Source organism: Micromonospora sp. SL1-18 (assembly GCF_047921505.1).
Lineage (GTDB): Bacteria > Actinomycetota > Actinomycetes > Mycobacteriales > Micromonosporaceae > Micromonospora.
Genome location: NZ_JBLROA010000019.1, coordinates 1 through 22966 on the forward strand (window position 1 = coordinate 1; position 22966 = coordinate 22966).

General features: G+C 71.8%; 18 protein-coding genes and 1 tRNA gene. 5 read left to right on the top strand and 14 right to left on the bottom strand.

Annotated elements, in window-relative coordinates:
• Window positions 1-85 precede the first annotated feature (85 nt).
• A complete protein-coding gene (locus ACNAW0_RS11870; RefSeq protein ID WP_416287939.1) occupies window positions 86-484 on the top strand; it encodes a restriction endonuclease in 399 nt (132 codons plus the stop codon).
• Window positions 485-664: 180 nt separating this feature from the next.
• Here the strand turns inward: ACNAW0_RS11870 and ACNAW0_RS11875 are convergent, their stop codons facing one another.
• Both ACNAW0_RS11875 and ACNAW0_RS11880 read right to left on the bottom strand, forming a co-directional pair.
• Window positions 665-1870 (bottom strand): IS110 family transposase, encoded by a 1206-nt coding sequence (locus tag ACNAW0_RS11875; RefSeq protein ID WP_416287850.1) that lies wholly within the window; start codon window positions 1868-1870, stop codon window positions 665-667.
• 1472 nt (window positions 1871-3342) lie between these two features.
• Window positions 3343-3419, bottom strand: a tRNA-Thr gene (locus ACNAW0_RS11880).
• A gap of 137 nt (window positions 3420-3556) precedes the next feature.
• On the opposite strand from ACNAW0_RS11880, the gene ACNAW0_RS11885 reads away from it, so the two are divergent.
• On the top strand, window positions 3557-5293 hold the full coding sequence (locus ACNAW0_RS11885; RefSeq protein ID WP_416287852.1) for a metallophosphoesterase family protein: 1737 nt from the start codon (window positions 3557-3559) through the stop codon (window positions 5291-5293).
• 14 nt (window positions 5294-5307) lie between these two features.
• On the opposite strand, the gene ACNAW0_RS11890 is transcribed toward ACNAW0_RS11885, so the two are convergent.
• The 6 genes from ACNAW0_RS11890 to tmk form a co-directional block, all read right to left on the bottom strand.
• Complete coding sequence (locus tag ACNAW0_RS11890; RefSeq protein ID WP_416287853.1) at window positions 5308-6147, bottom strand: PSP1 domain-containing protein; 840 nt, start codon at window positions 6145-6147, stop codon at window positions 5308-5310.
• Window positions 6148-6430: 283 nt separating this feature from the next.
• Window positions 6431-7093: a hypothetical protein gene (locus ACNAW0_RS11895; protein ID WP_416287855.1), complete on the bottom strand. Its 663-nt coding sequence runs from the start codon at window positions 7091-7093 to the stop codon at window positions 6431-6433.
• Window positions 7093-7398, bottom strand: coding sequence for a hypothetical protein (locus tag ACNAW0_RS11900; RefSeq protein ID WP_416287857.1), 306 nt, complete (start codon window positions 7396-7398; stop codon window positions 7093-7095). The genes ACNAW0_RS11895 and ACNAW0_RS11900 overlap by 1 nt, the downstream gene beginning before the upstream one ends.
• A gap of 1 nt (window position 7399) precedes the next feature.
• Window positions 7400-7729: a YbaB/EbfC family nucleoid-associated protein gene (locus ACNAW0_RS11905; RefSeq protein WP_416287858.1), complete on the bottom strand. Its 330-nt coding sequence runs from the start codon at window positions 7727-7729 to the stop codon at window positions 7400-7402.
• Between the two features lie 123 nt (window positions 7730-7852).
• The gene (locus ACNAW0_RS11910; protein ID WP_416287859.1) at window positions 7853-9088 is read right to left on the bottom strand and encodes a DNA polymerase III subunit delta'; all 1236 of its coding nucleotides are present in this window, start codon (window positions 9086-9088) and stop codon (window positions 7853-7855) included.
• Window positions 9088-11241, bottom strand: coding sequence for a dTMP kinase (gene tmk, locus ACNAW0_RS11915; RefSeq protein WP_416287861.1), 2154 nt, complete (start codon window positions 11239-11241; stop codon window positions 9088-9090). Before tmk ends, ACNAW0_RS11910 begins: the two co-directional genes overlap by 1 nt.
• A 218-nt stretch (window positions 11242-11459) precedes the next feature.
• Between tmk and ACNAW0_RS11920 the strand changes: the two genes are divergently transcribed.
• Window positions 11460-12668 carry an amino acid deaminase/aldolase gene (locus tag ACNAW0_RS11920; RefSeq protein WP_416287862.1) on the top strand — a complete coding sequence of 403 codons (1209 nt, stop codon included), beginning with the start codon at window positions 11460-11462 and terminating at the stop codon, window positions 12666-12668.
• 119 nt (window positions 12669-12787) lie between these two features.
• On the opposite strand, the gene ACNAW0_RS11925 is transcribed toward ACNAW0_RS11920, so the two are convergent.
• Complete coding sequence (locus ACNAW0_RS11925; RefSeq protein WP_416287940.1) at window positions 12788-13360, bottom strand: TetR family transcriptional regulator; 573 nt, start codon at window positions 13358-13360, stop codon at window positions 12788-12790.
• A gap of 225 nt (window positions 13361-13585) precedes the next feature.
• Between ACNAW0_RS11925 and ACNAW0_RS11930 the strand changes: the two genes are divergently transcribed.
• Together ACNAW0_RS11930 and ACNAW0_RS11935 are read left to right on the top strand one after the other, a co-directional pair.
• Complete coding sequence (locus ACNAW0_RS11930; protein WP_416287863.1) at window positions 13586-14893, top strand: D-arabinono-1,4-lactone oxidase; 1308 nt, start codon at window positions 13586-13588, stop codon at window positions 14891-14893.
• A 42-nt stretch (window positions 14894-14935) separates the two neighbouring features.
• The gene (locus ACNAW0_RS11935) at window positions 14936-15901 is read left to right on the top strand and encodes a hypothetical protein (protein WP_416287864.1); all 966 of its coding nucleotides are present in this window, start codon (window positions 14936-14938) and stop codon (window positions 15899-15901) included.
• Window positions 15902-15909: 8 nt separating this feature from the next.
• Here the strand turns inward: ACNAW0_RS11935 and ACNAW0_RS11940 are convergent, their stop codons facing one another.
• The 5 genes from ACNAW0_RS11940 to ACNAW0_RS11960 all read right to left on the bottom strand — a co-directional run bounded on the left by ACNAW0_RS11940 (window position 15910) and on the right by ACNAW0_RS11960 (window position 22871).
• Entirely contained in the window at window positions 15910-16071 is a 162-nt protein-coding gene (locus ACNAW0_RS11940; protein ID WP_416287865.1) for a hypothetical protein, read from the bottom strand.
• Window positions 16072-16103: 32 nt separating this feature from the next.
• Window positions 16104-18908 (bottom strand): type I DNA topoisomerase, encoded by a 2805-nt coding sequence (gene topA, locus ACNAW0_RS11945; protein ID WP_416287867.1) that lies wholly within the window; start codon window positions 18906-18908, stop codon window positions 16104-16106.
• Between the two features lie 342 nt (window positions 18909-19250).
• A complete protein-coding gene (locus ACNAW0_RS11950) occupies window positions 19251-19856 on the bottom strand; it encodes a hypothetical protein (RefSeq protein ID WP_416287868.1) in 606 nt (201 codons plus the stop codon).
• On the bottom strand, window positions 19847-20386 hold the full coding sequence (locus ACNAW0_RS11955; RefSeq protein WP_416287869.1) for a hypothetical protein: 540 nt from the start codon (window positions 20384-20386) through the stop codon (window positions 19847-19849). Before ACNAW0_RS11955 ends, ACNAW0_RS11950 begins: the two co-directional genes overlap by 10 nt.
• Before the next feature lie 127 nt (window positions 20387-20513).
• Complete coding sequence (locus ACNAW0_RS11960) at window positions 20514-22871, bottom strand: sodium-translocating pyrophosphatase (protein ID WP_416287870.1); 2358 nt, start codon at window positions 22869-22871, stop codon at window positions 20514-20516.
• Window positions 22872-22966 lie beyond the last annotated feature (95 nt).

Sequence of the window (22966 nt, forward strand, 5' to 3'; positions counted from 1 at the left end):
CCGCCGCGCGTCCCGCTGGCCCCGTCACGACTGCTCTCGACTGGAGCATTCTCGACGATGAGCAATTTGAGAGGCTTGTTTCAATATCCTTTCTGAGGCCAGTGGGTACGAAAATGTCCAATGGTTGATGAAGACTAGAGCGGCTGACCGAGGCCGGGATTTGCAAGCGACCCGGGTCAGGGTCGATCCGCTAAGTGGGACGCGTCGAGATCGCGTAATCATCCAGTGCAAGCACTGGCTGTCAAAATCAGTCACGCTGCCTGACATCAGTGACAATGTCTCTCAGATGCGCTTGTGGGAGCCGCCAGTCGTTGATGTGCTTGTGGTAGCAACCAGTGGGCACTTTACCGTTGATGCCGTTCAATGGGCAGAGAAAAGGGATGAAGCACGGGAGCGGCCAACCGTCGAGCTGTGGAGCCGAAGTCATCTAGAATCGCTTTTGGCACAGCGTCCCAATCTCGCTGTGACATTTGGTCTCCGCTAAGACGCCCATGCCATCCCGATGCTGACTCGAAAATCGGTGAGTGAGTGGGCAGGCGGCAGCACCCGGCGGCGCGTAGCGGAGCCGGGTCGGGTTGAGGGTTCTGGTTAGGCGATGGCTGGTTGCGGTGGGGGCTGGAGATCGACTTTCTGGCCGGTGAGTTGTTCGAGCTGACGGATGAGATCACGTTGACGGCGTTGCTTGCTGATCCTTGACTCGTGGAAGCCGGGGCCGAGGTCCTGGTAGCGGGCGTCGGGGTCGGTGAGCAGGTGCCAGACGATGGTCAGCTGAGTTGCCGGTCGCGACGATTGCCCGTTTCTTGCCTCGTCGGCGGGCCAGGCGACGGTAGCGTTCGCCGAGGAAGGTGTTGGTGCGGGAGAGTCCGGCGACTACCTCGCCGAGGGTGGCGGCCAGCCAGGGGTTGCCCTTGCCGGTGGAGTTGGCCTTCTTGCGGCCGGCTGACTGGGCGTCGATGGGGCTGAACTTGGCCCAGGACACCATGTGCGCGGCGGTGGGGAAGACGGTTATGTCCAGGCCGATCTCGGCGATGATCTCCTGCGCGGAGCGCACGCCGACTCCGGTGATCTCATCCAGCTTCTCCACCATCGCTGCGAAAGGGGCGATCAGCTCCTCTACCCGGGCGTCCAGGTCGGCGATGTCGGCAGCGAGGGCGTCGATGCGGCGCAGCATGGTGGCGCAGATGAACGCGTGGTGGTCGTCGAAGTGACCGGTCAACGCCTCGCGTAGTTGGGGGATCTTGCGGCGCATCGATCCGTGGGCCATCTCCGCGAGGGCCTTCGGGTCCCGTTGGCCGTCGATGAGCGCTTGCAGCATCTGCCGGCCGGACACCCCGTGCAGGTCGCTGATCACGGAGTCCAGTTTGATCTGCGCGTCTTCGAGGGTCTTCTCCAGGCGCTGCTTTTCCCTGGTCTGCTCGCGTACCAGGCTTCGCCGGTAGCGGGTCACATCCCGCAGCTGCCGGATCGGCTTGGGGTGCACCAGGCTAGGCCGGCACATCCCGCGTTCGACGACCTTGGCCAGCCACACCGCGTCGAGCCGATCAGTCTTCGGCCGGCCGGGCACGTTCTTGACATGTTTGGCGTTGAGCAGCCAGCACTCGAAGCCTTCTGCCTCGAGCAGGTAGAACACCGGCTTCCAGTAGTCCGACGTGGCCTCCATCGCGACCAGCTCGACCCGCTCGACCCGCAGCCAGTCCGCTAACTCCAGCAACGCCGGCGTCACCGCCGCGTACTCGCGTATCTCCTGCACACGTCGATCCGGCCTGGTGCCATGCGGCACCCGCACACACGCCACCAGACCCGCCTTGCCGATGTCGATCGCGCAGACCCGCGCCACGACCTGGACCGGTTCTTCAGTGATCTCCTCCACGGGCACCACCCTTCGTTGCCGGGCATCCCCCAGGTGGTCGCCCGCGGAAGCATGGGCGGGGAAGGACAGAGGCGGACTCGCGTGCTCGAAGCAACAATGCAGGGCCCCTAGATCACGCTTCCAGCGTCAGACTCCTATGCGGCTTCAAGATGCCAAGCATCAACGACGTCGGCGGGCGACCACCCCAAATTTTCACGCACGGCACGGGCGTCACGACAGGGGCATCGGAGACTCCTATGGACGTCAAGCTCCGTCGGCTGCCGTCTCACCGGCGGAGCTTGACCCCTTCGTCCCGAAAGAACGATCACGTGTCGACGACCTGCGCGAGTCGTAGGGTGCGCTGTCCGAACGGTCCGTCAGCATCCAGGGGCGTCCGTGGTTGCTCACGTCCGTCGTCACCCAGTTGGTCACCCAACCGAGATCATCAGCCGTCACAGCGGAGCCGCCCTGAGACCGTTTCGAGATCGGGTCTACGTACGTTCCACCTGTGTGGGATTCATCGAAGAACGACGAGGCTGCCTCACGTGCTGGAGCCGTTAGAAGGGACCGGACCGCGCGCGCGAGAGTCCGACGAATTGTATCGATCATGGGAGTTGTCGCTGCCGTCTTGCTTGGGGTGCTGCTGCTCCTCGTCATCGGCTTTTTTGCCCTCGTAGCCCTGGGGCTGAATCTCTACGCCCAGCACTCCTGACCAGTCAGTGCTGCACTGCAAGGGTGCATCCGCCTGCCATCACTGTCTGCCGTCGACCCGCCCTCTTGGGGACTGGGCCGCCGCCCGGCCCGCCACGTCAAGCGGACCTTGACGGCTTGTACGGACGCTGGCGGGTCGGGCGGTGGTCTGCTCGGCTCGCCCGGGTCGATGGCAGACGGGATGGCCCACCGCAACCACCCACGGACCGTGACCCGCCGACGGAGCCCCGGCCATCCTGGAGCCGGAGCGCCCCGCCGGAGGCGCAGTGACCGCAACCCGGCGACTGCTGCCAGCTCCGCCGACACGGCCGGCGTGCGCTCCCCTACGCCGCGCGGGCTCGTGGCCGCGCGGCCCGGCCGGTTGCCGGCCCACCACACCCCGGTCAACGGTCTGTCGTTCTGCGGCGGCCCCCGGGCTTCCCCGCTCTCCGCGCCAGCTGCCGGGCGTCAGGCGTGTCGGCCGCAGAGCGACAGCGGCAGCGGCCGGCGCGCGCCCAGGCGGCGGCGCGTGCGGCCCGTCAAGGGCCGCCTTGGAGACGTACAGAAAGTTTGAACCACTTTCGCCGGCAGCCGGCCCCTCGGCCACTCGCAGATCAGCGTCACCCTCAACATCTACGCGCACGTGGCCCCGGAGATCGCGCGGGAAGCCGCGTCACGGCTGGAGGGGGCGCTGTGGTCGGGTGAATGACGTTTGGCTGCTCGCTTGGCTGCTCGGCCTCGCGATCGCAAGCAGAAGGCCCAGGTCATGATCGGCGATCAAGCCGATGACCTGGGCCTTTATATGGAGCCGCCTGACGGAATCGAACCGTCGACCTACGCATTACGAGTGCGTCGCTCTAGCCGACTGAGCTAAGGCGGCAACGATCGCCAAGTGTAGTGCACGGCCCGCCCGAAGCCGAACGGGATCCCCGGTCCACCGAGAGACCCGGACATCGAGGCACATTCGGCACGATCGCGGGAGAGCGTTCCCGTTCGGGCACGACTACCCTGCGGCGGGTGAGCGACGATCACGCACCGCCGCAGCAGCCGACCCCCGAGGCGCACCCCGGTGAGCGGGCCACTCGCCGGCCGCGCAACCTCGATCCGCTGGAGCTGGGCTTCACCCCACGCAAGCCGGTGCCCTGGCTCGCGCCGCTGCTGCTGATCAGCACCGGCCTGCGTACGCTGCTGGCGATGCTGTTCGGGGCGTACCTGGACAAGCGGGAGCTGCAGAACGCTTTCGGCGACGGGACGTTCCGGCAGGTCGGGCCGGACGGCGGGCTCTGGCTGGACTACGTGGCCGACCTGGGCGACGGCTTCGACGCAACGTACTCGGTGGCCTACCTGCTCGCCCAGCCGGAGCTGGAGGTCGACGGGCACCGGCTGCCCCGGGCGCAGACCCTGGTCATGGGAGGCGACCAGGTCTACCCGTCGGCGGCATACGGTGCGTACGAGGACCGGTGCAAGGGGCCCTACCAGGCCGCGCTGCCGGTGGCGCCGCCCGAACAACCGACGATCTTCGCGGTGCCCGGCAACCACGACTGGTACGACGGCCTGACCGCCTTCCTGCGGCTGTTCGTCCGGTCCCGGGACCGGAACTTCGCCGGCTGGAGCACCGGCCAGTCCCGGTCGTACTTCGCCGTGGAGCTGGCCGCCGGCTGGTGGTTGCTCGGCCTCGACGACCAGTCCGGGTCGTACGTGGACGACCCGCAGCTCGCCTACTTCGACGAGGTCGCCCGAAAGCTCACCCCGCGGTCGAAGGTGATTCTGGCGGTGCCGGAACCGACCTGGGTCAAGGCCGTTGACCATCCGACGGCGTACGACTCGATCGACTATTTCATCCGTACCATCATCGCCCCGACCGGGGCGCAGGTGCGGCTGCTGATCTCCGGCGACCTGCACCACTACGCCCGCTACGCCGGCCCGGGGCGGCAGCTCATCACCTGCGGGGGTGGCGGCGCCTACCTCTACCCCACGCACACCCTCCCCGAGCGGCTGGAGGTGCCGCCCCGCGACACGCTGTCCCGCCGGGCCAGCCGCACCCGCGAGTACGACCTGGCGGCCCGCTTCCCGGAGAAGGCCCGCTCGCGGCGCTACGGCTGGGGGATCTTCGCCCGGCTGCCGTTCCGCAATCCGGGCTTCACCGCCCTGCTGGGCACCCTGCACACGCTGCTGATGCTGGCCATGGCCGGGGTGACTGCTGATCGGGTGGGCACCACCGAGCAGCGGCTGTTGAGCGTGCCGCTGGTGATCATGTTCCTGGTGACCATGCTGAGCGCGGTGTTCTTCGCGAAGCCGCCCGGCGCCAGCGGAAAACGGCACGTCCGGCGCTGGATCCTCGGCGTTTCGCACGGGCTGGCCCACGTCACGCTGGCCGCCGCGGGCACCTGGCTCTGGCTGATGCTGCCCTTCTACCACTGGCCGTGGCCGTTGCCGGCCGCCGCGGCAGCGGTGGTGTACGGGCCGGTGATCGGCCTGGTCGCCAGCCAGCTGGTGGCGCTCTACCTGCTGGTGGCCGGGACGTTCGGGGTGAACGTCAACGAACTCTTCGCCGGCCAGGGCATCGAGGACTCGAAGTCTTTCCTCCGGCTCCGGATCGACCCGGACGGTACGCTGACCATCTACCCGATCGCCCTGGACAGGGTCTCCCACGCCTGGCAGCTCAACCCCGACCAGTCCCCCACCGCCTCCTGGCTGACCCCCCAGCAGCCCCTCGCCCCCCGCCTGGCCGAACCCCCCATCATCCTCCGCTGACCAGCCCGCCCAGGTCAGGAGTTGTAGTGCTGGTCGTGGGCTTGGCGGGGGGCGCAGACGGAGGCTCGGCTGCACGAGCAGCGGGCGCCATCGGCATCCAGGCGGACGGTGACCGAATCCCTCGGGATGCTGTGGCCGACGACCTTGCCCTCCCCCTCGGGCGTGGAGACCCGGCTGCCGATCGCCGGGGCGGACTCCTGGAACCGCTGGTACAGCGGATGCTCGTACTTGAGGCAGCACATCAGCCGGCCGCACGCGCCGGAGATCCGCAGCGGGTTGAGCGGGAGATCCTGCTCCTTGGCCATCCGGATGGTCACCGGCTCGAAGTCGGTCAGGAAGGTGGCGCAGCACAGGTCCCGGCCACAGGAGCCGATCCCGCCCTGCACCCGCGCCGAGTCGCGGGCGGAGAGCTGCCGCAGCTCGACCCGGCAGTGCAGGGTGGCCCCCAGGTCGCGCACGAGCGAGCGGAAATCGACCCGGTGCGGCGCGGTGAAGTAGATCGTGGTGCGCTCGCTGCCGGACTCCGGCGTGCCGAAGACGTGGTCGACCGCCACCACCTTCATCGGCAGCCCGTGCTCGCGGATGAGCCGCTTGGCGGCCACCTTGGCGTCGGCCTTGCGCCGGCGTAGCTGCTCGTCGCGGCGCAGGTCGTCCTCCTGAGCCAGCCCGGCCAGCCTGGGGACGCCGGCCGTGTCCTCGTCCACCCACTGCGCGGCCCAGACGCACTCCGCCACCTCGGGCCCCTCGTCGGTGGGCACCAGCACCTTGTCGCCCACCTGCGGGCGCAGCTCGCCGGGGTCGAGGTAGTAGAGGCGCCCGTACCGGTTGAAACTGACCGCGCAGAGCATGCCCATGCCCACCAGCCTACGACCCCGCGGCGGTTCCGGCCCGGCCGCCTGTCGCCGTCCGGTCACCCGGCGCAGTTATCCATCACTGTCGACTCGACCGAGCCGGCCCCGCCCCCTCGTGTCGATGATCCTCGCCCGGACGGCTGAAACATGCGCCAGCCGGACGACAAACGACCGCACACGGCGTTGAGTGGAGGCAGACCTGCGGGGGGTGCAGGGGGTACCACGGCGTCGCCGGCCGACACTGCCGGCGGCGCCGTGGCGCTTGTGCGCGGCCCGAACCGATTTGCTAGCCGATACGCATGGTCGAGTTGATGGTCCGGACGTCGGCCGTCCGCTCCCGCCACGTCGTCTCCGCCAGGCTCGGCGCCCACTGGCGCAGCAGCGTCTCCGCGCCGTCGTATGCCACGCCGAGCACGCCGAGCACCCGCGTGGCGATCTCCGCCGCCGCGAGCGCCCCGGCCCGCTCGTCGCCGCCGGCAGCGTCGGCGGTGTGCACGGTGACCGCCTCGGCCGAGCGCAGCACGTCGGCCAGCGCCCGGGCCAGCGCGAGCCGGCTCCCCTCCACCCAGTCGGCCAGCGCGTCGGCGTAACCGGCGGTCGACTCCAGGCGCCCGACCAGGCTCTCCGGCCCCTCGTCGAGGTGGCGGAGCAGGGCGGTGCGGGCCTCGTCGTACGCCGACGCGGCCGGCCCGGACCAGGCGACCGGATCGGCGAGCATGGCGCAGGCCTCGTCGTACCCCCGGACCAGCCGGCGCACCGCGTGGCCGGCATCCGCCAGCGGCGCCGGGTGCAGGTCGAGGAACTCGCGTACGGCCGCGCCGGGGAGCACCTGCATGCGACGCAGCAGTGGCCAGAGCCGGTGCCCCTCGGGCGCGCCGGCGGCGAGCAACCTGTCGACCCGGGCGAGCAGGTCGAGGCCCGGCTCGGCGAGGCGGTCCAGGGCGTCCATCAGGCCTCCCGGGCGAGCCGGCGGCGAGCGGACTCGTCGGTGGCCACGTAGCGGTCGGCGGCGGCGCGCAGGGCGGCTGCGGCGGCGGCCAGCCGGGTCGCGGCGGCGTGGGCTTCCCGGGCCCGGTCGCCGGTGGCGGTGGTCCACTGCTGATGCAGGGCGCGGCCGATCTCGCCGGGGCGGCCCTCGGCGTGCGTGCCGAAGGCGGGGTGCGGCGGGTCGGTGGCGGTCACCGTGCGGGCCAGGGTGGCGAGGGTGGCGCTGGCCTCGTCAAGGCCGGTGGCCAGCACGCGCAGCGTCTCCATGTCAGGCTCCCGCCAGCGGCCGGTACGCCGCGAAGGTCTCGTTGTGCAGCTTCTCCCGGGCCCACTGCGCCGCGTCGGCGGCGGCGGTGACCGCGGCCTGCACCGAACCGGCGACGTCCCGGGGGTTGCGCTGGTGCAGCGGGGCGAGGAAGCGGACGCCGGTGATCCGCCCACCGGCGGTCACCACCACCTCGACGAGCCCGTCGGGCGAGCGGACGGTGACCTCGACCGTCGCGACCGCCTGGTCGAACTCGGCCTGCAGGGTCTCGATGCGCCGGTAGCGCCGCACCGCCTCCTCGATCCAGGCCTCGTCGATCTCCCCCCGCGGCATGGGCGGACTCCTCCCCGGCTGACCATCACTGAGTGTGCCGCCACGGTCACCGCGGCACCCCGGACCGTACCGCACGTCAATCGCGCGTGTCGATGCCCTGTGGACAACGCCGGAAGCGGGGACCTAGCCCTTCCAGAGGGCGAGCATCATCGCCTCTACCGCGATCCGCGGCTTGACGTTCGCCTCGATCGCCCCCCGGCACTCCAGCACGGCCTCCAGCCGGCGCAACGCCCCTTCGGCGGCCCATTTCTGCGCGCCCGCCTCGGCCAGCGCCGCGGTGTCGGTGTGCACCGGGGCGACCGGCGCTCGCAGCGCGCTGGCCAGCGCGTCCCGGTAGAAGCCGGCGAGATCGACCAGCGCCCGGTCGAGGGCGTCCCGCTGGGCCCGGGTGGCCCGCGACTTCTGCCGCTTCTCCAGGTCCTTGAGCTGGCCGGCGGCGCCCCGCATCGCGGCCGCCGCGCCCCGGCCGGTGCCGCCCGCGCCGAGCGCGGTCTGCAGCGCGGCCCGCTCCGCCTCGTCGAGCTCGGCGACCGACGCCGCGGCCTCCGCCTCGGCCGCTTCGATCAGCGCGGAGGCGGCGTCGAACGCCGCGCCCACCCCGGTCAGCCGGCGCGGCACGGCGAGCACCGCGTCGCGACGCTGCCGGGCCTCCGGGTCGCGGGCCAGCCGCCGGGCCCGACCCACGTGCCCCTGGGCCGCCGCCGCGGCCCACCCGGCCACGTCGGGCGCGATGCCGTCCCGGCGGACGAGCACCTCGGCGACGGCGTCGGCCGGCGGCTGCCGCAGCGGCACGATCCGGCACCGCGACCGGATGGTCACCGAGACGTCGTCCGGGTGGGTGGACGGGGCGCAGAGCAGGAAGACGGTACGCGGCGGCGGCTCCTCGATCGCCTTGAGCAGCGCGTTGCCGGCCGCCTCGGTGAGCCGGTCGGCGTCGGAGATGATGACGACCTGCCAGCGCCCGCCGGACGGCGTGCTGGCGGCCCGCAGCACCAGCGCGCGCATCTCGCCGACACCGATGGAGAGCCCCTCGGGCACCACCAGCCGGACGTCCGCGTGGGTGCCGGCCAGGGTGGTGTGGCAGCCGGGGCACGCGCCGCAGCCGGTGCCGTGCACGCACTGCAACGCGGCGGCGAAGGCCCGCGCGGCCACCGACCGGCCGGAACCGGGCGGCCCGGTGAAGATCCAGGCGTGGGTCATCCCCGCCCCGGCGGCGGCTGCGGACTCGGCCGCCGGGCCGCCGGCACCGGTCGCGGGCACCGCCTCGGCACGCAGCAGTGCGGCGGCCGAGTCGGCGGCGCGGCGCAGCGTGGCCACCGCCTCGGCCTGCCCGACCAGATCGGCGAAGACCTCCGCCATCAGGTGGGCCGCTCCATGGCCACCATTTCCGCCTCGGATAACTCGGGCTGGACCGTGGTGTCCGGGCCGTGGGCCGGGCGCGGGTGCACGATGCCGGCCGGGTCGACCAGGAACTCGTCCACCCGCCGGGCGACCGCCTCGGCGATCTCCTCGGCCGGTCGGGAGGCGTCGAGCACCAGGTAGCGCTTGGGGTCGGCAGCGGCCAGGTCGAGGAAGGCGTACCGGACCCGCTCGTGGAACGCGATCGACTCGGCCTCCAGCCGGTCGGCACCCCGGCTGCGGGACTCGACCCGGGACAGGCCGGTGCGCGGGTCGACGTCGAGGAGCACCACCAGATCGGGCTTGAGCCCGCCGGTGGCCCACGAGGAGAGCCAGGACACCTCCTCCACCGGCAGCGTACGGCCGGCGCCCTGGTAGGCCAGGGACGAGTCGACGTACCGGTCGCTGATCACCACCGCGCCCCGGACCAGCGCCGGCCGGACCACGGTGGCGACGTGGTGCGCCCGGTCGGCGGCGTAGAGCAGCGCCTCGGCGCGCGGTGACGGGGCTTCGGCGCCCTCGTTCTCCAGCACCAGCGCGCGGATCCGCTCACCGACCGCGGTGGCCCCGGGCTCGCGGGTGACCACGACGTCCCGCCCCTGGCCGCGCAGCCGGTCGGCGAGCGCGGCGAGCTGGGTGGACTTGCCGGCGCCCTCGCCACCCTCGAAGACCACGAAGAGGCCGCTGGAGACGAAGGGCTCGGCCGGCATCAGCGGGCGGCCCCGGATCGAGCCCCACAGGTCGGCGAGGACCGGTACGCCCTTCTTGTCGTCCATCTGGCCGAATGCGCTGATCCCGGCGAAGATGCCGGCGATGCCCGCGGCGAGCAGCAGCAGCCGGGTCGAGGAGACCGAGATGCCCAGGTCGGCGATGGTCAGCCGGCGCGAGCCGCCGACCCCGACCAGGATGCTGCTCAGCGCGATGGCCAGGATGAGCACCAGCCGGGTGCCGATCTGCACCACCGCGAAGACCCGGCCGCGTACCTCGTCGGCGACCTCGCCGCCGAGCAGGGTGGTGCCGGCCAGGAAGGCCATGCCGGCGCCCGCGCCGACCAGGATCGCGCCGAGCATCGCCATGGAGAGATGGATCGCGAAGGCGAGCACCAGCACGGACGCGCTGGCCAGCACGATGCTCATGCCGAACCAGCGACGCCGGGACATGTCCCGGACGATCATCGGGCCGGCCCCGATGCCGATCGCCAGACCGATGAAGATCGCGCCGAAGAGCAGGAAGAACGCGGCGTCGCCGGCGCCGAGCGAGGCGGCGAAGAACTTGGCGGTGCCGACCACGATGCCGCCGCCGGCGAACGCGCCGAAGATGCCGAGCACCAGACCCCGGACCAGCGGGGTCTGGCCGATGAACCGCCAGCCCTCGACGAACTGGCGGGTCATGCTCTGCTCGGCGCCGTCCCGCTCGCCGGTGCGCGCCTGGCTGATCTCCTTGATCCCGACGGCCACGACGACGGCGGTGGCCAGCCGGGAGAGGGAGTTGAACCAGAGCGCGAGCTGCGCGGGCTCGGCCCAGTTCGGGACCTGGCCGCCGGTCACCCCCCGGATGCTGCGGTCCAGCACCGCCAACATGAGGGCGGCGGCGATCGGGGTGAGCCCGTACGTGGTGATGAGGGTGAGCTGGTTGGCGGTCTCCAGCCGGGCGCGCGGGATCAGGTTGGGGACCGCGGCCTCCTTGGCCGGGATCCACAGCAGGGTGACCGTCTCGATCAGGAAGGTCGCGATCGCCGCCCAGGTGACCACCAGCCCCCCGCTGGCGCCGGTGAGCGCGTACAGCGGGATGGAGGCGAAGAGCACGAAACGCAGGACGTCGCAGATGACCATCGTCCAGCGCCGGTCGAACCGGTCGGCGAAGACGCCGGCCACCGGGCCGAGCAGCAACGCCGGCAGCAGCCGGATCGCGATCACCGAGCCGAACGCCGCCCCCTTGGCGGTGTCGCCGGAGACCTGGGCGGCGGCGAAGACGGAGGTGGCGAGCAGTCCGAGCCAGTCGCCGAAGGAGGCGGCGCCGAGCACGATCCACAGCCGGCGGAACGGCCGGATCCGCAGCACCGAGCGGATGGCGGCGGCTCCGGAGCGGTCGGCCTGAGCCGCGGGCGACGACACGCCGGGCAACTCGCCGTTGTTCTGGCTTTCGATGGCCGTACCTCCACGTGCCGGCCCAGAGCTGGGCATCCCCGGTGAAACACTCTAGTCGCGGCGGAGGTGTGCCCCCTCCGCGACATTCGCCTGCTCGCCGAGCCTAGGCCGCCGGTGCCGCCGGCTGCAGCCCCGACAGACGTGGGGGTATTTCGCATAGGCACCCACACAGTTAGCGTGCAGACATGTCCACCGGCCGTGACAAACTTCGCGATCGCCTCGATCGGGCGACCGCCCACCTCGACCCGCCGTACGCCGTGGTCGATCTCGCCGCCTTCGATGCCAACGCGGACGCGCTGGTCAGCCGGGCCGCCGGCAAGCCGCTCCGGATCGCCAGCAAGTCGGTTCGCGCCCGGGACCTGCTCAGCCGGGTGCTGACCCGGCCCGGCTGGCGGGGCGTGATGGCGTTCACGCTGCCCGAGGCGCTCTGGCTGGCCCGCACCGGCGTCAGCGACGACGTGCTGGTGGCGTATCCCACCGCCGACCGGGGGGCCCTCGCCGAGCTGGCCGGCGACCCGGCGCTCGCCGCCGCGGTGGCGCTGATGGTCGACGACCCCGGCCAGCTGGACCTGGTCGACGAGGTGTGCCCGCCCGGTCGTCGGCCGCCGCTGCGGATCTGCCTCGACCTGGACGCCTCCTGGCGACCCCTGGGCGGACGGGTGCACCTGGGCGTGCGTCGTTCCCCGGTGCACAGTGCCCGGGCGGCCGGCGCGTTGGCCGCCGCCGTCGCCGGCCGGCCGGGCTTCCGGCTGGTCGGCCTGATGTCGTACGAGGCACAGATCGCCGGCATGGGTGACGCGCCGCCCGGGAAGGCGGTGCTGGGCACCGCGATCCGGGTCGCCCAGCGCGGGTCGTACCGGGAACTGCTGGCCCGCCGGGCGGCGGCGGTCGAGGCGGTACGCGAGCACGCCGACCTGGAGTTCGTCAACGGCGGCGGCACCGGCAGCGTGGCCGCCACCAGCGCCGATCCCGCGGTCACCGAGGTCACCGCGGGATCGGGCCTGTACGGGCCGATGCTGTTCGACGCGTACCGCGTCTGGCGCCCCACCCCGGCGGCGTTCTTCGCCTGCGCGGTGGTCCGCCGGCCTTCGCCCGGGCTGGCCACCGTGCTCGGGGGTGGCTGGATCGCCTCGGGCGCGGCCGGCGAGAGCCGGCTGCCGCGCCCGTGGCTGCCGGCGGGCCTCAAGCTGCTCGGAGCCGAGGGCGCCGGCGAGGTGCAGACCCCGGTCGCGGGCCCGGTCGCGACGACGCTGCGGGTGGGCGACCGGGTCTGGTTCCGCCATGCCAAGGCCGGCGAGCTGTGTGAACGGGTCAACGAGCTGCATCTGGTCGACGGCGACGAGGTGGTCGCGACGGTGCCCACCTACCGGGGCGAGGGCCGGGCGTTCCTCTAGAGAAGTGGGAAACGGCGGGTCCCGGCGCACCTCGGGAACCCGCCGCTGCTCGTTGCGCCCGGTCGCACCCCGGGCACCGCACCGTTTCGCGCGCCGGCACCGTGCCGGCCACGCCTGATTCAGGCCGACTGGGCCTCGGTCCGGGCGTCGACCTGCCGGTACAGGTACTCCCGGATCAGCGCCTTCGCCTCGGCCAGCAGCCGCTCGTCGCCCTCGGCGCGGCGCCGGAACGCGAGCTTGATCAGGGCGTCGGACGCCTCCACCGCGACCTCCAGATTGAACCGGAGTTCGGGTACGTCGGCCAGGCCGAACCGCTCGGTGAGCAGCCGCGCGAGCTGATCGGCGATCACGCCGTTGTTGTCCCGCTGCTCGTCGAGCAGGTGCATGTCGACCACGTCGCCGAAGTGGAGGGTACGGAACCCCGGGACGGTGCGGTGCATCGAGATGTACTCGTCGATCGCCGCGTCGACGCCGTCCCACCAGTGGGTCAGGTCGTCGGAGGCGAACCGCTCGTCGAGCCGCTGGAGGTAGGACTCCATCGTGCGCAGGGTCAACGCCTGCACGATCGCCCGCTTGTCCGGAAAGAACTGGTAGACCGACCCGATCGCCACCTCGGCACGCTCGGCGAGCAGAGTCGTGGTCAGCCCCTCATACCCCACCTCGTCGACGAGCTCGGCACAGGCGTCCAGCATCCGCTGGACCCGCGCGACACTTCGACCCTGCACCGGTACCCGGCGCAGTGGCCCGGTCGTGGCGGCTGGTGTGGACACTCGGCGCCACCCCCCTTCGACGGATGAACTTATCTGCACGTCACCAGACTGTGACTACCGGTACAACGAGCGTGCCCCGATTGCGGTATTTACCAGGAACAACGTTCCTGGTATGAACTCAGTTCGTATTCATGTCGAGGAGCGTGGATGGCCGGTACGCCAGCCGCCTGGTCCAACTGGGCCGGCAACCAGCGCAGCATCGCCGCCCTCGTGGCGCGCCCCCGCACCGTCGACGAGGTCGTCGAGGCGGTCCGGGCCGCCGCCGACGCCGGCCAGCCGATCCGGGCGGTCGGCAGCGGCCACTCGTTCACCGGGGCCGCCCTGACCGACGGGCACCGGCTCGACCTGGCCGACCTGGACACCGGCGTCACCGTGGACACCGCCCGCCGGCTGGTCACCGTGCCGGCCGGGATGACCTTGCGCGCCCTCAACGACCTGCTCGCCGTCCACCGCCTGGCCCTGCCCAACCTCGGCGACATCGACGCGCAGACGGTGGCCGGGGCGCTCTCCACAGGCACCCACGGCACCGGCGCGCGACTCGGCTGCCTGTCCACCTTCGTCACCGGGTTGACCCTGGTCACCGGCACCGGCGAGGTGCTGCGCTGCTCGGCCGACGAGCACCGCGACGTCTTCGCCGCCGCCCGGGTCGGGCTCGGCGCGGTCGGGGTGCTGGTCGAGGTCACCCTGCGCTGCGTCGACGCCTTCGTGCTCCGCGCGCACGAACGGCCGGCGGCGCTCTCCACCGTGTTGGCCGACCTGCCGTCGCTGGCCGGCGAGCACGACCACGTCGAGTTCTACTGGTTCCCGTACACGGCACGGGTGCAGGTCAAGACCAACGACCGGGTGCCCGCCGACGACCGGCCGCTGCCCCGCTGGCGTGGCTGGCTGGACGACGAGTTCCTGGCCAACACCGTCTTCGCCGGGGCCTGCCGGGTGGGCCGGGCCGTGCCGGCGCTCGTACCGGGGATCAGCGCGGTCGCCGCCCGGGCGCTCACCGAACGCGTTTACACCGGCCGCTCCGACCGGGTCTTCTGCACCCCGCGCCGGGTCCGCTTCGTGGAGATGGAGTACGCCCTGCCGCGGGCCACCCTGCCGGCGGCCCTCGACGAGCTGCGCCGGATCGTCGACCGGCTGCCGTTCAAGGTGCTCTTCCCGGTCGAGGTACGGTTCACCGCCGCCGACGACATCTGGCTCTCCCACGGCTACGGGCGGGACTCGGCGTACCTCGCCATCCACCAGTACGTGGGCATGCCCTTCGAGCCGTACTTCCGCGCGTTCGAGGAGGTGGCGGCGGAGTTGGGCGGCCGGCCGCACTGGGGCAAGCTGCACTACCGGGACGCGGCGTCGCTCGCACCGGCGTACCCGAAGTTCCGCGACTTCCTGGCGGTCCGCGACCGCCTCGACCCCGACCGCCGGTTCAGCAACCCGTACCTGGAGCGAGTGTTCGGCCCCTGACGGGAGTCGGCCGGGCACTGACCGGGCCGGTAGTCTCCCCACGTGCCCCGCAACCGCCTGATCAGCGCCGGGGTCGCCGCCTGCCTCGGCGCGGCGCTGTTCCTCGTTGGCTGCGACTCCGCCCCCCGGGTGTCCCACTCGCCCCCCGCGTCATCCGCGAACCCCACCTCGGCGGATCCGGTCACGCCGGCCAGTTCGGGCCCAGCGGACCTGGCCGCCGCGATCATCGACTTCGGCGGGCGGCTGAAGCCCACCGCGGCCTACCGGGACCCGACCGCCGAGGAACGCTCCCGCGTCCGGGACGCGGTCGACCTACTGCTGGTGGGACGGGACGGGCTGCCAAAGGCGACCGGCTTGCTCACCGCCGCCGGCTACCGGAGCACCGTCGGCACCGACTCGGCCACCGGCCGCGAGTACGCCATATACCAGACCGAACCGGGCAGCGACCAGCCCTGGGGGATGCTGGTGGTCGACCTGTCGCGGCCAGCCAGGCTGGCGATCGAGGTGCCGCACCCCAACTCCGACCTGCAGACCGAGGGCCTCGGGGCGCTGTTGTTCCGGGCCGTGCCCGGCTCGGTGCTGCTGGTCGCCGGGTCGCACCGGCGGGCCGCCAAGAACCGGGCAGACGCCGCGCACAACCCCGACGGCATCTTCCAGGTCGTCGCCGGTCAGTTCGCCCGCGCCCGCGTCAACCAGATCCAACTGCACGGCTTCGCCGAGCAGAGCCTGCCCGGAACGGACGCGGTGGTCTCCAACGGGCAGCGCCGGCCAAACCCACCCCTGCGACGCGTGGCCGACGCCCTGCAAGGCGCCGGCTTCGCCACCTGCCGCGCCTGGACCGAGAAGTGCGGGCAGCTGGAGGGGACCACCAACGTGCAGGCCGACGAGGCGCGCCGACGCCAGTCGGTCTTCATTCATGTGGAGATCACCGGGCCGGTACGCCGGGACCCGTCGCGAGGGGCCGCCCTGGTGGCGGCGCTGGCCACCGCCGACCTGCCCGCAGACTGATCCGAAGGTCAGCTCACCGGAACGAGGCCGGCGAGGATGCCGCTGATGATGATCAGGTACGAACCGACCGACACCGCCCCGGTGGCGAGGATGGTCGCCACCGGCGGCTGCCGGACGAGCTGGTAGGCGATCAGGCAGCGCTTGCCGTAGAGGGTCACCACGCGCTGCATGACCTGGGTGAGTGCCCAGTACGGCAGTGGGGTTAGTCACTATTGCCGGCGCTGGTCGCCTTCTTCGGCGCGGTCTTCTTCGCCGCAGTGGCCTTCTTCACCGCGCCGGCCGCCTTGGCGGTGGTCTTCTTCGCCGCCGCCGTCTTCTTGGCCGGGGCCGCCTTCTTCGCCGCAGCCTTCTTCCTCGGCGCCGGACCCTTCGCCCGCTTCTCGGCGAGCATCTCGGAGGCCTCCTCCAGGGTCAACGCCTCGGGGGTCTGCCCGCGCCGCAGCGACGCGTTGGTCTCCCCGTCGGTGACGTACGGCCCGAACCGGCCGTCCTTGATGACCAGCGGCTTCTCGGTCTGCGGGTCGGTGCCCATCTCCCGCAGTGGCGGCGCGGCGGCCCGCCGCTGGCGGGTCTTCGGGGCGGCCAGCAGCGCGAGCGCCTCGTCCAGCGTGACGGTGAACATCTTCTCTTCCGAGTCCAGCGAGCGGAACTCGTCACCGCGCTTGACGTACGGGCCGTAGCGGCCGTTGTTGGCGAACACCTCGACCCCGTCCGGGGCCACCCCCACGAGCCGGGGCAGGCTGAGCAGCTTGAGCGCCTCGTCGAAGGTGAGCGAGTCCGGCGACTGCGAGCGCAGCAGCGATGACTTGCGCTCCCCGCTGGCCACGTACGGGCCGAACCGGCCGGACTTGAGCACGATCGGCTCGCCGGTGGCCGGGTCGTCGCCGAGCTTGCGCTCGCCCCCGCCGCCGAGGAACAGCTCGTGGACCTTCTCCGGGGTCAGTTCGTCCGGCGCCAGCCCCTCGGGGATCGGTGCCCGGTCGCCGGGGGTGCCGCCCTCCTCGCCCTCACCGGCCGGCGCGGGCTGCTCGCCCGGCAGCGCCCGCTGCAGGTACGGCCCGTACCGGCCGACCCGGACGACGACCTCGCGCCCCTCCTCGTCGGTGAAGAGCGGGATCGAGTTGACGCTGCGCGCGTCGATGTCGCTGAGGTTCTCCGTCACCAGCTTCTTCAGGCCGCCGGCGTGGGCGATGTCCCGGTCGCCGACACCGTTGGCGCTGCCGAAGTAGAACGCGGTGAGGAAGTCGACCGCCGCGTGGTCGCCGCCGGCGATCTCGTCCAGCTCGTTCTCCATGCTGGCGGTGAAGTCGTAGTCGATCAGCCGCGGGTAGTGCCGCTCCATCAGCCCGATCACCGCGAACGCCAGGAACGACGGGATCATCGCCTGGCCGCGCTTGGAGACGTAGCCGCGGTCCTGGATGGTCTGCATGATCGACGCGTACGTCGACGGGCGGCCGATGCCCAGCTCCTCGAGTGCCTTGACCAGCGACGCCTCGGTGTAACGGGCGGGCGGCTGGGTGTGGTGGCCCTGCGCGGCCAACTCCTCGGCCGTCAGCGGCTGGTCCTTCACCAGGGTGGGCAGCCGCCGCTCGGCGTCCTCCGCCTCGGCGTTCTCGTCGTCACTCGACTCCACGTACGCGCGCAGGAAGCCGGGGTCGGTGATCGTCTTGCCGGTCGCGCCGAAGTCGGCCTCCTCCTGTGCGGAGGAGACCGCGCGGATGCGCACCGAGACGCTGGAGCCGACCGCGTCGGTCATCTGGGAGGCGATGGTGCGCCGCCAGATCAGCTCGTAGAGCTTGAACTCCTCGGCCGACAACTCCCTGGCCACCTCACCCGGGGTGCGGAAGTTGTCCCCCGCCGGGCGGATCGCCTCGTGCGCCTCCTGCGCGTTCTTCACCTTGCCGGTGTATCGGCGCGGCTCCGGCGGCACGCTGCGCTCGCCGTACAACTCGACGATCTGCCGGCGGGCCGCCGCGACGGCGGTCTCCGACAGGTTCACCGAGTCGGTACGCATGTAGGTGATGTAGCCGTTCTCGTACAGCCGCTGCGCGGTGCGCATCGTCTGCTGCGACGAGAACCGCAGCTTGCGGGCCGCCTCCTGCTGGAGGGTGGAGGTGATGAACGGCGCGTACGGGCGGCGCCGGTAGGGCTTCTCCTCGACCCGGGTGACGGTGAACGGCCGCCCCTCCAGCCGGGCCGCCAGCCCCCGGGCCCCGCTCTCGTCGAGGTGCACGACGCCCGCGCCGGCGCGAACCCGGCCCGTGGTCGGCTCGAAGTCCTTGCCGGTGGCGATCCGGTCGCCGTTCAGCGCGATCAGGGTGGCGTTGAAGGCCCGCGGCCCCTCGCCGCCTTTCGCCACCGCGAGGCTGGCCAGGATGTCCCAGTATTCGGCGGTGCGGAAGGCCATCCGCTGCCGCTCCCGCTCGACCACGATCCGGGTCGCCACGGACTGCACCCGGCCCGCCGAGAGCCTCGGCATGACCTTCTTCCACAGCACCGGGGAGACCTCGTAGCCGTACAGCCGGTCGAGGATGCGTCGGGCCTCCTGCGCGTCGACCAGATCGCGGTCGATCTCCCGCGGGTTGGCCACCGCGGCCTGGATGGCCGGCTTGGTGATCTCGTGGAAGACCATCCGCTTGACCGGCACCTTGGGCTTGAGCGTCTCCACCAGGTGCCAGGCGATCGCCTCGCCCTCGCGGTCCTCGTCCGTCGCCAGGAAGATCTCGTCGACCTCCTTGGCCAGCTTGGTCAGCTTGCTGATCTGCTGCTTGCGGTCCGGCGAGACCACGTAGAGCGCGTGGAACCCGTTGTCGACGTCCACGCCGAGCCGCGCCCACGGCTCGCCCTTGTACTTGGCCGGCACGTCGGCCGCGTTGCGGGGCAGGTCCCGGACGTGGCCGAAGCTGGCCTCCACGACGTACCCCGGGCCCAGGTAGCCCGAGATCGTCTTGGCCTTCGCCGGTGACTCGACGATGACCAGACGGGTGGTTCCAGCGTTACTCGGCACGTCTCTCTCCCACCTCACTCCTGCGTCCGGCCCGCGCCCGGGCCGTCTTACCTACTGCCCGTTTCAGGCAGTGTTGCACCAGCCGGACCACCGGCGGTCCGGATGTCCAACGTAACGCGCCGTCCGCGCTTCGGGTTCCGTGGGCGGCAAACGGTCCGGTTCGGGGGACCGCCGTCCGGCGCGGCGGCACCCGCCGGACGGCGTCACCGTACACCGTGGGTAGGGCGTCGAGCTCGTCACTGTGACGATCACGCACGCTCGGGCGAGCGGTCACCGGCCCGTTTTCCTGCGCGAACCCGTCGTGAAGGTGTCCAGGATCGGACAGCCGGCAGGGTTGCGCCGTCAGCCGGCGCCCGGCCACTCGGCCGTCGGCGTGGCCTTGGGACGGTCACCCACCAGCTCGGCCAGCCGGGCCACCCGCCGCCCGGTGATCCGGTACGCGGGCCCACCCTCGTCCGGCTCCACGAACGCCGCCGGCAGCCCCACTGCGGCGAGCGCCGCCCGTACCCGCGACCGGCACTCCTCGTCGGCCGGGCCGAGGCCGAGCTGGACGCCGACCGGGCCGACCACCCCGGCGGCGGTCAGCCAGAGCCGCAGCCGGCGCCCGTTGAGGTGGAAGCCGGTCGGGGGCCGCTTCGCGGTGCCGCGCAGCCAGGCCGTGGCGAGCGGCGCCAGCGTGGTGGCGTACGCGGTGCGGACCAGGTGCCGGCCGTCCTCGGTCGGCTCCCAACTCGCCGCCACCCCCCGTGCACCCAGCTCGGCCACCAGCACGTGCACCCGCCAGGCGGCCCCCACCACCACGGCGAGCCGTGCCGTGCCGCCCATCCGGACCACCTCCCCCGGCCCGGCGAGCAGGCCGGCCAGGTCCGCCAGCGACGGATCCGCCGCCTCGGTGGAGAACAGCGAGGGCTGGCGGACCGGGTGCGGGGATGGGGGCGTCAGCGACACTCCGGGACCTCGTCGAAGGCCTCTTTGAGCTCTGGCGAGTTGAGCTTGCTGGTATCCAGCGCGCTCGCGTCGTACTCCTTGTTGAGGGTGTCCACCGCGGCCCGCACCCCGTCGTAGAAGGGGCCGGCCTGGGCAATGTCCAGCCGGTCGATGGTGTCCCGGGCCCGACCGTACGCGTCCCGCATCTTGCTCAGGGAGGTGCGGAACCCGGCGGAGATCTCCTCGCCGTGGTCCGTCTCCGGCACGCCGGCCTGCTCGATCTTGCGCCGGGCGGTCTCGCTGGCTTCCTCGGCCCCGGCGAAGAGCCGGACCAGGTTCTCCTTGGCCTGCGCCGGGGTGGTCTGCGCGGTCATCTGCTGCTGGGTGCTGCTGGTCAGCTTGTTGATCTCGGAGCGCCACGGGGTGAGCGCCTGGCAGACCGTGGCGGCCCAGGCCCGAGGGCTGGGGCCGCCGCACCCGGCGACGAAGAGGCTGAGCGTGGCCAGGACCACCGTGAGCTTTCCGGCGGTTGCCGCCCGGCGGGTACGCATGCGAAGCAGCGTACGACCTCACGGTGGAAGTACCAGCGGTCAGGTTTCGGACCCGGAGCCACCGGGTCGGCCCGGTTCCCGGCCGGCAGAAACGCCGACCGGGAACCGTCACCGCTCTCTCGTCGGCTCAGGCGCCGACCGGCTCCACCCGCTCCTCCGGGCTGCCGGCACCGGTGTCGCCGCTGTCGGAGTCGCCCATGGCGATGCCCTTGCGCTTGCTGAACACCACGGCCGCGACGATGACCAGCGCGGCCACCACGGCAATCGTGATCCGCAGGCCGTTGCTCTTGTCCGCGCCCACGCTCCAGGCCACCACGGCCGGCGCGATCAACAGCGAGACCAGGTTCATCACCTTGATCAGCGGGTTGATCGCCGGACCGGCGGTGTCCTTGAACGGGTCGCCGACGGTGTCGCCGATGACGGTCGCGGCGTGCGACTCGGAGCCCTTGCCGCCGTACGCGCCGTCCTCCACCAGTTTCTTGGCGTTGTCCCAGGCGCCGCCGGAGTTGGCCAGGAAGACCGCCATCAGCGTGCCCGCCCCGATCGCACCCGCCAGGTACGACGCCAGCGCGCCCGGGCCGAGGCCGAAACCGACCGCGATCGGCGCCATGATGGCCAGCAGGCCGGGGGTCATCAGCTCGCGCTGCGCGTCCCGGGTACAGATGTCGACGACCTTGCCGTACTCGGGGCGCTGGGTGCGGTCCATGATGCCGGGCAGCTCGCGGAACTGCCGGCGTACCTCCATCACCACGGCGCCGGCCGAGCGGGAGACCGCGTTGACGGCCAGGCCGGAGAAGAGGAAGACCACCGCCGCGCCGACGATCAGGCCGACCAGGTTGCGCGGGTTGGCCACGTTCAGCAGGTCGGCGATCGCCGCCTCGACATCCCTCACCTTCGCGTCGCCGTACGCGGTCTTCAGCGTGTCGGTGTACGAGCCGAACAGCGCGGTCGCCGCCAGTACCGCGGTCGCGATCGCGATGCCCTTGGTGATCGCCTTGGTGGTGTTGCCGACGGCGTCCAGCTCGGTCAGCGTCCGCGCGCCGTGCTCGTCGATGTCGCCGGACATCTCGGCCACGCCCTGGGCGTTGTCGGAGATCGGGCCGAAGGTGTCCATCGCGACGATCACGCCGACGGTGGTGAGCAGGCCGGTGCCGGCCAGCGCGACCGCGAACAGCGACAGGGTGATCGAACTGCCGCCGAGCAGGAACGCGCCGAACACGCCAGCGCCGATCAGCAGAGCCGAGTAGACCGCCGACTCCAGGCCGACGCCGATGCCGGCGAGGATGACGGTGGCCGGGCCGGTCTGCGAGCTCTTGCCGATGTCCTGCACCGGGCGCCGGTCGGTCTCGGTGAAGTAGCCGGTGAGCGCCTGGATCGCGGCGGCCAGCACGATGCCGATCACCACCGCGCCGATGGCCACCATCTGCGGGTTGCGGTCGACGTCGGTCAGCCCGCCCTTCAGCTCGGCGAAGGTCGACGGGAGGTAGGCGAAGGCCGCGATCGCCACCAGCACCGCGGAGATGAGCGCGGAGAGGAAGAAGGCCCGGTTGATGGCGGTCAGGCCGTTGCGGTCGGAGGCGCGCAGCCGGGTGATGAAGACGCCGATGATCGCGATGATCGCGCCGATGCCGGAGACGATCAGCGGGAAGACCAGGCCCTCCGAGCCGAACGCGGCCCGGCCCAGGATCAGCGCGGCGACCAGGGTGACCGCGTACGACTCGAAGAGGTCGGCGGCCATGCCGGCGCAGTCGCCGACGTTGTCGCCCACGTTGTCGGCGATGGTGGCCGCGTTGCGCGGGTCGTCCTCCGGGATGCCCTGCTCGACCTTGCCGACCAGGTCGGCGCCGACGTCGGCGGCCTTGGTGAAGATGCCGCCGCCGACCCGCATGAACATGGCGAGCAGCGCGGCACCGAAGCCGAAGCCCTCCAGCACGGTCGGGGCGTCGCCCTTGTAGAGGATGACGACCAGCGCGGCGCCGAAGAGACCGAGGCCGACGGTGAGGAAGCCGACCACGCCACCGGTCCGGAAGGCGATCTTCATGGCGCCCTCGCGCCCGCCTTCCCTCTCCCGGGCGGCCGCGGCGACGCGCAGGTTGGCGCGGGTGGCCAGCCACATGCCGGCGCCGCCGATGAACGCGCTGAACCCGGCGCCCACCACGAAGAAGAACGACCGGCCGATCTTCACCCAGGTCTCGCTGCCGTCGGTGTCGTGCACCGGCAGCAGGAACAGCAGCACGACGGCGATAACGACGAAGATCGCCAGGGTGCGGAACTGCCGCAGCAGGTACGCGGTGGCGCCCTCCTGCACGGCCCCGGAGATCTCCTGCATGTTCTTGGTGCCCGTACCGGCTGCCAGCACCGCCTTGGTCAAGGTGGCGGCGAAGACGAGCGCCACCAACGCGATGACCGCGGCGATGACGACATACGCCATATTGGCTCCGGTAAGGGACAGAGCGCCGCCGTCGGCGGCCAAGGTCCCGGACATCTACGTCCTCCTGTACCGAACACTCGCGCCGACCGGTGGAGACGCACGGGCCGACGCCTGGATGCGGATTCGCAAGCGAGCGCCAACCCACCCTG

Bases quoted from the DNA above. Each gene is read 5' to 3' on its own strand.
- ACNAW0_RS11960 (WP_416287870.1), bottom strand. From the start codon at position 22,871: ATGTCCGGGACCTTGGCCGCCGACGGCGGCGCTCTGTCCCTTACCGGA.
- ACNAW0_RS11900 (WP_416287857.1), bottom strand. From the start codon at position 7,398: ATGGAGACGCTGCGCGTGCTGGCCACCGGCCTTGACGAGGCCAGCGCC.
- ACNAW0_RS11930 (WP_416287863.1), top strand. From the start codon at position 13,586: ATGGCCGGTACGCCAGCCGCCTGGTCCAACTGGGCCGGCAACCAGCGC.
- ACNAW0_RS11940 (WP_416287865.1), bottom strand. From the start codon at position 16,071: ATGCAGCGCGTGGTGACCCTCTACGGCAAGCGCTGCCTGATCGCCTAC.
- ACNAW0_RS11895 (WP_416287855.1), bottom strand. From the start codon at position 7,093: ATGGACGCCCTGGACCGCCTCGCCGAGCCGGGCCTCGACCTGCTCGCC.
- ACNAW0_RS11925 (WP_416287940.1), bottom strand. From the start codon at position 13,360: ATGCTGGACGCCTGTGCCGAGCTCGTCGACGAGGTGGGGTATGAGGGG.
- ACNAW0_RS11890 (WP_416287853.1), bottom strand. From the start codon at position 6,147: ATGGGCATGCTCTGCGCGGTCAGTTTCAACCGGTACGGGCGCCTCTAC.
- ACNAW0_RS11920 (WP_416287862.1), top strand. From the start codon at position 11,460: ATGTCCACCGGCCGTGACAAACTTCGCGATCGCCTCGATCGGGCGACC.
- ACNAW0_RS11905 (WP_416287858.1), bottom strand. From the start codon at position 7,729: ATGCCGCGGGGGGAGATCGACGAGGCCTGGATCGAGGAGGCGGTGCGG.
- ACNAW0_RS11955 (WP_416287869.1), bottom strand. From the start codon at position 20,386: ATGCGTACCCGCCGGGCGGCAACCGCCGGAAAGCTCACGGTGGTCCTG.
- ACNAW0_RS11910 (WP_416287859.1), bottom strand. From the start codon at position 9,088: ATGGCGGAGGTCTTCGCCGATCTGGTCGGGCAGGCCGAGGCGGTGGCC.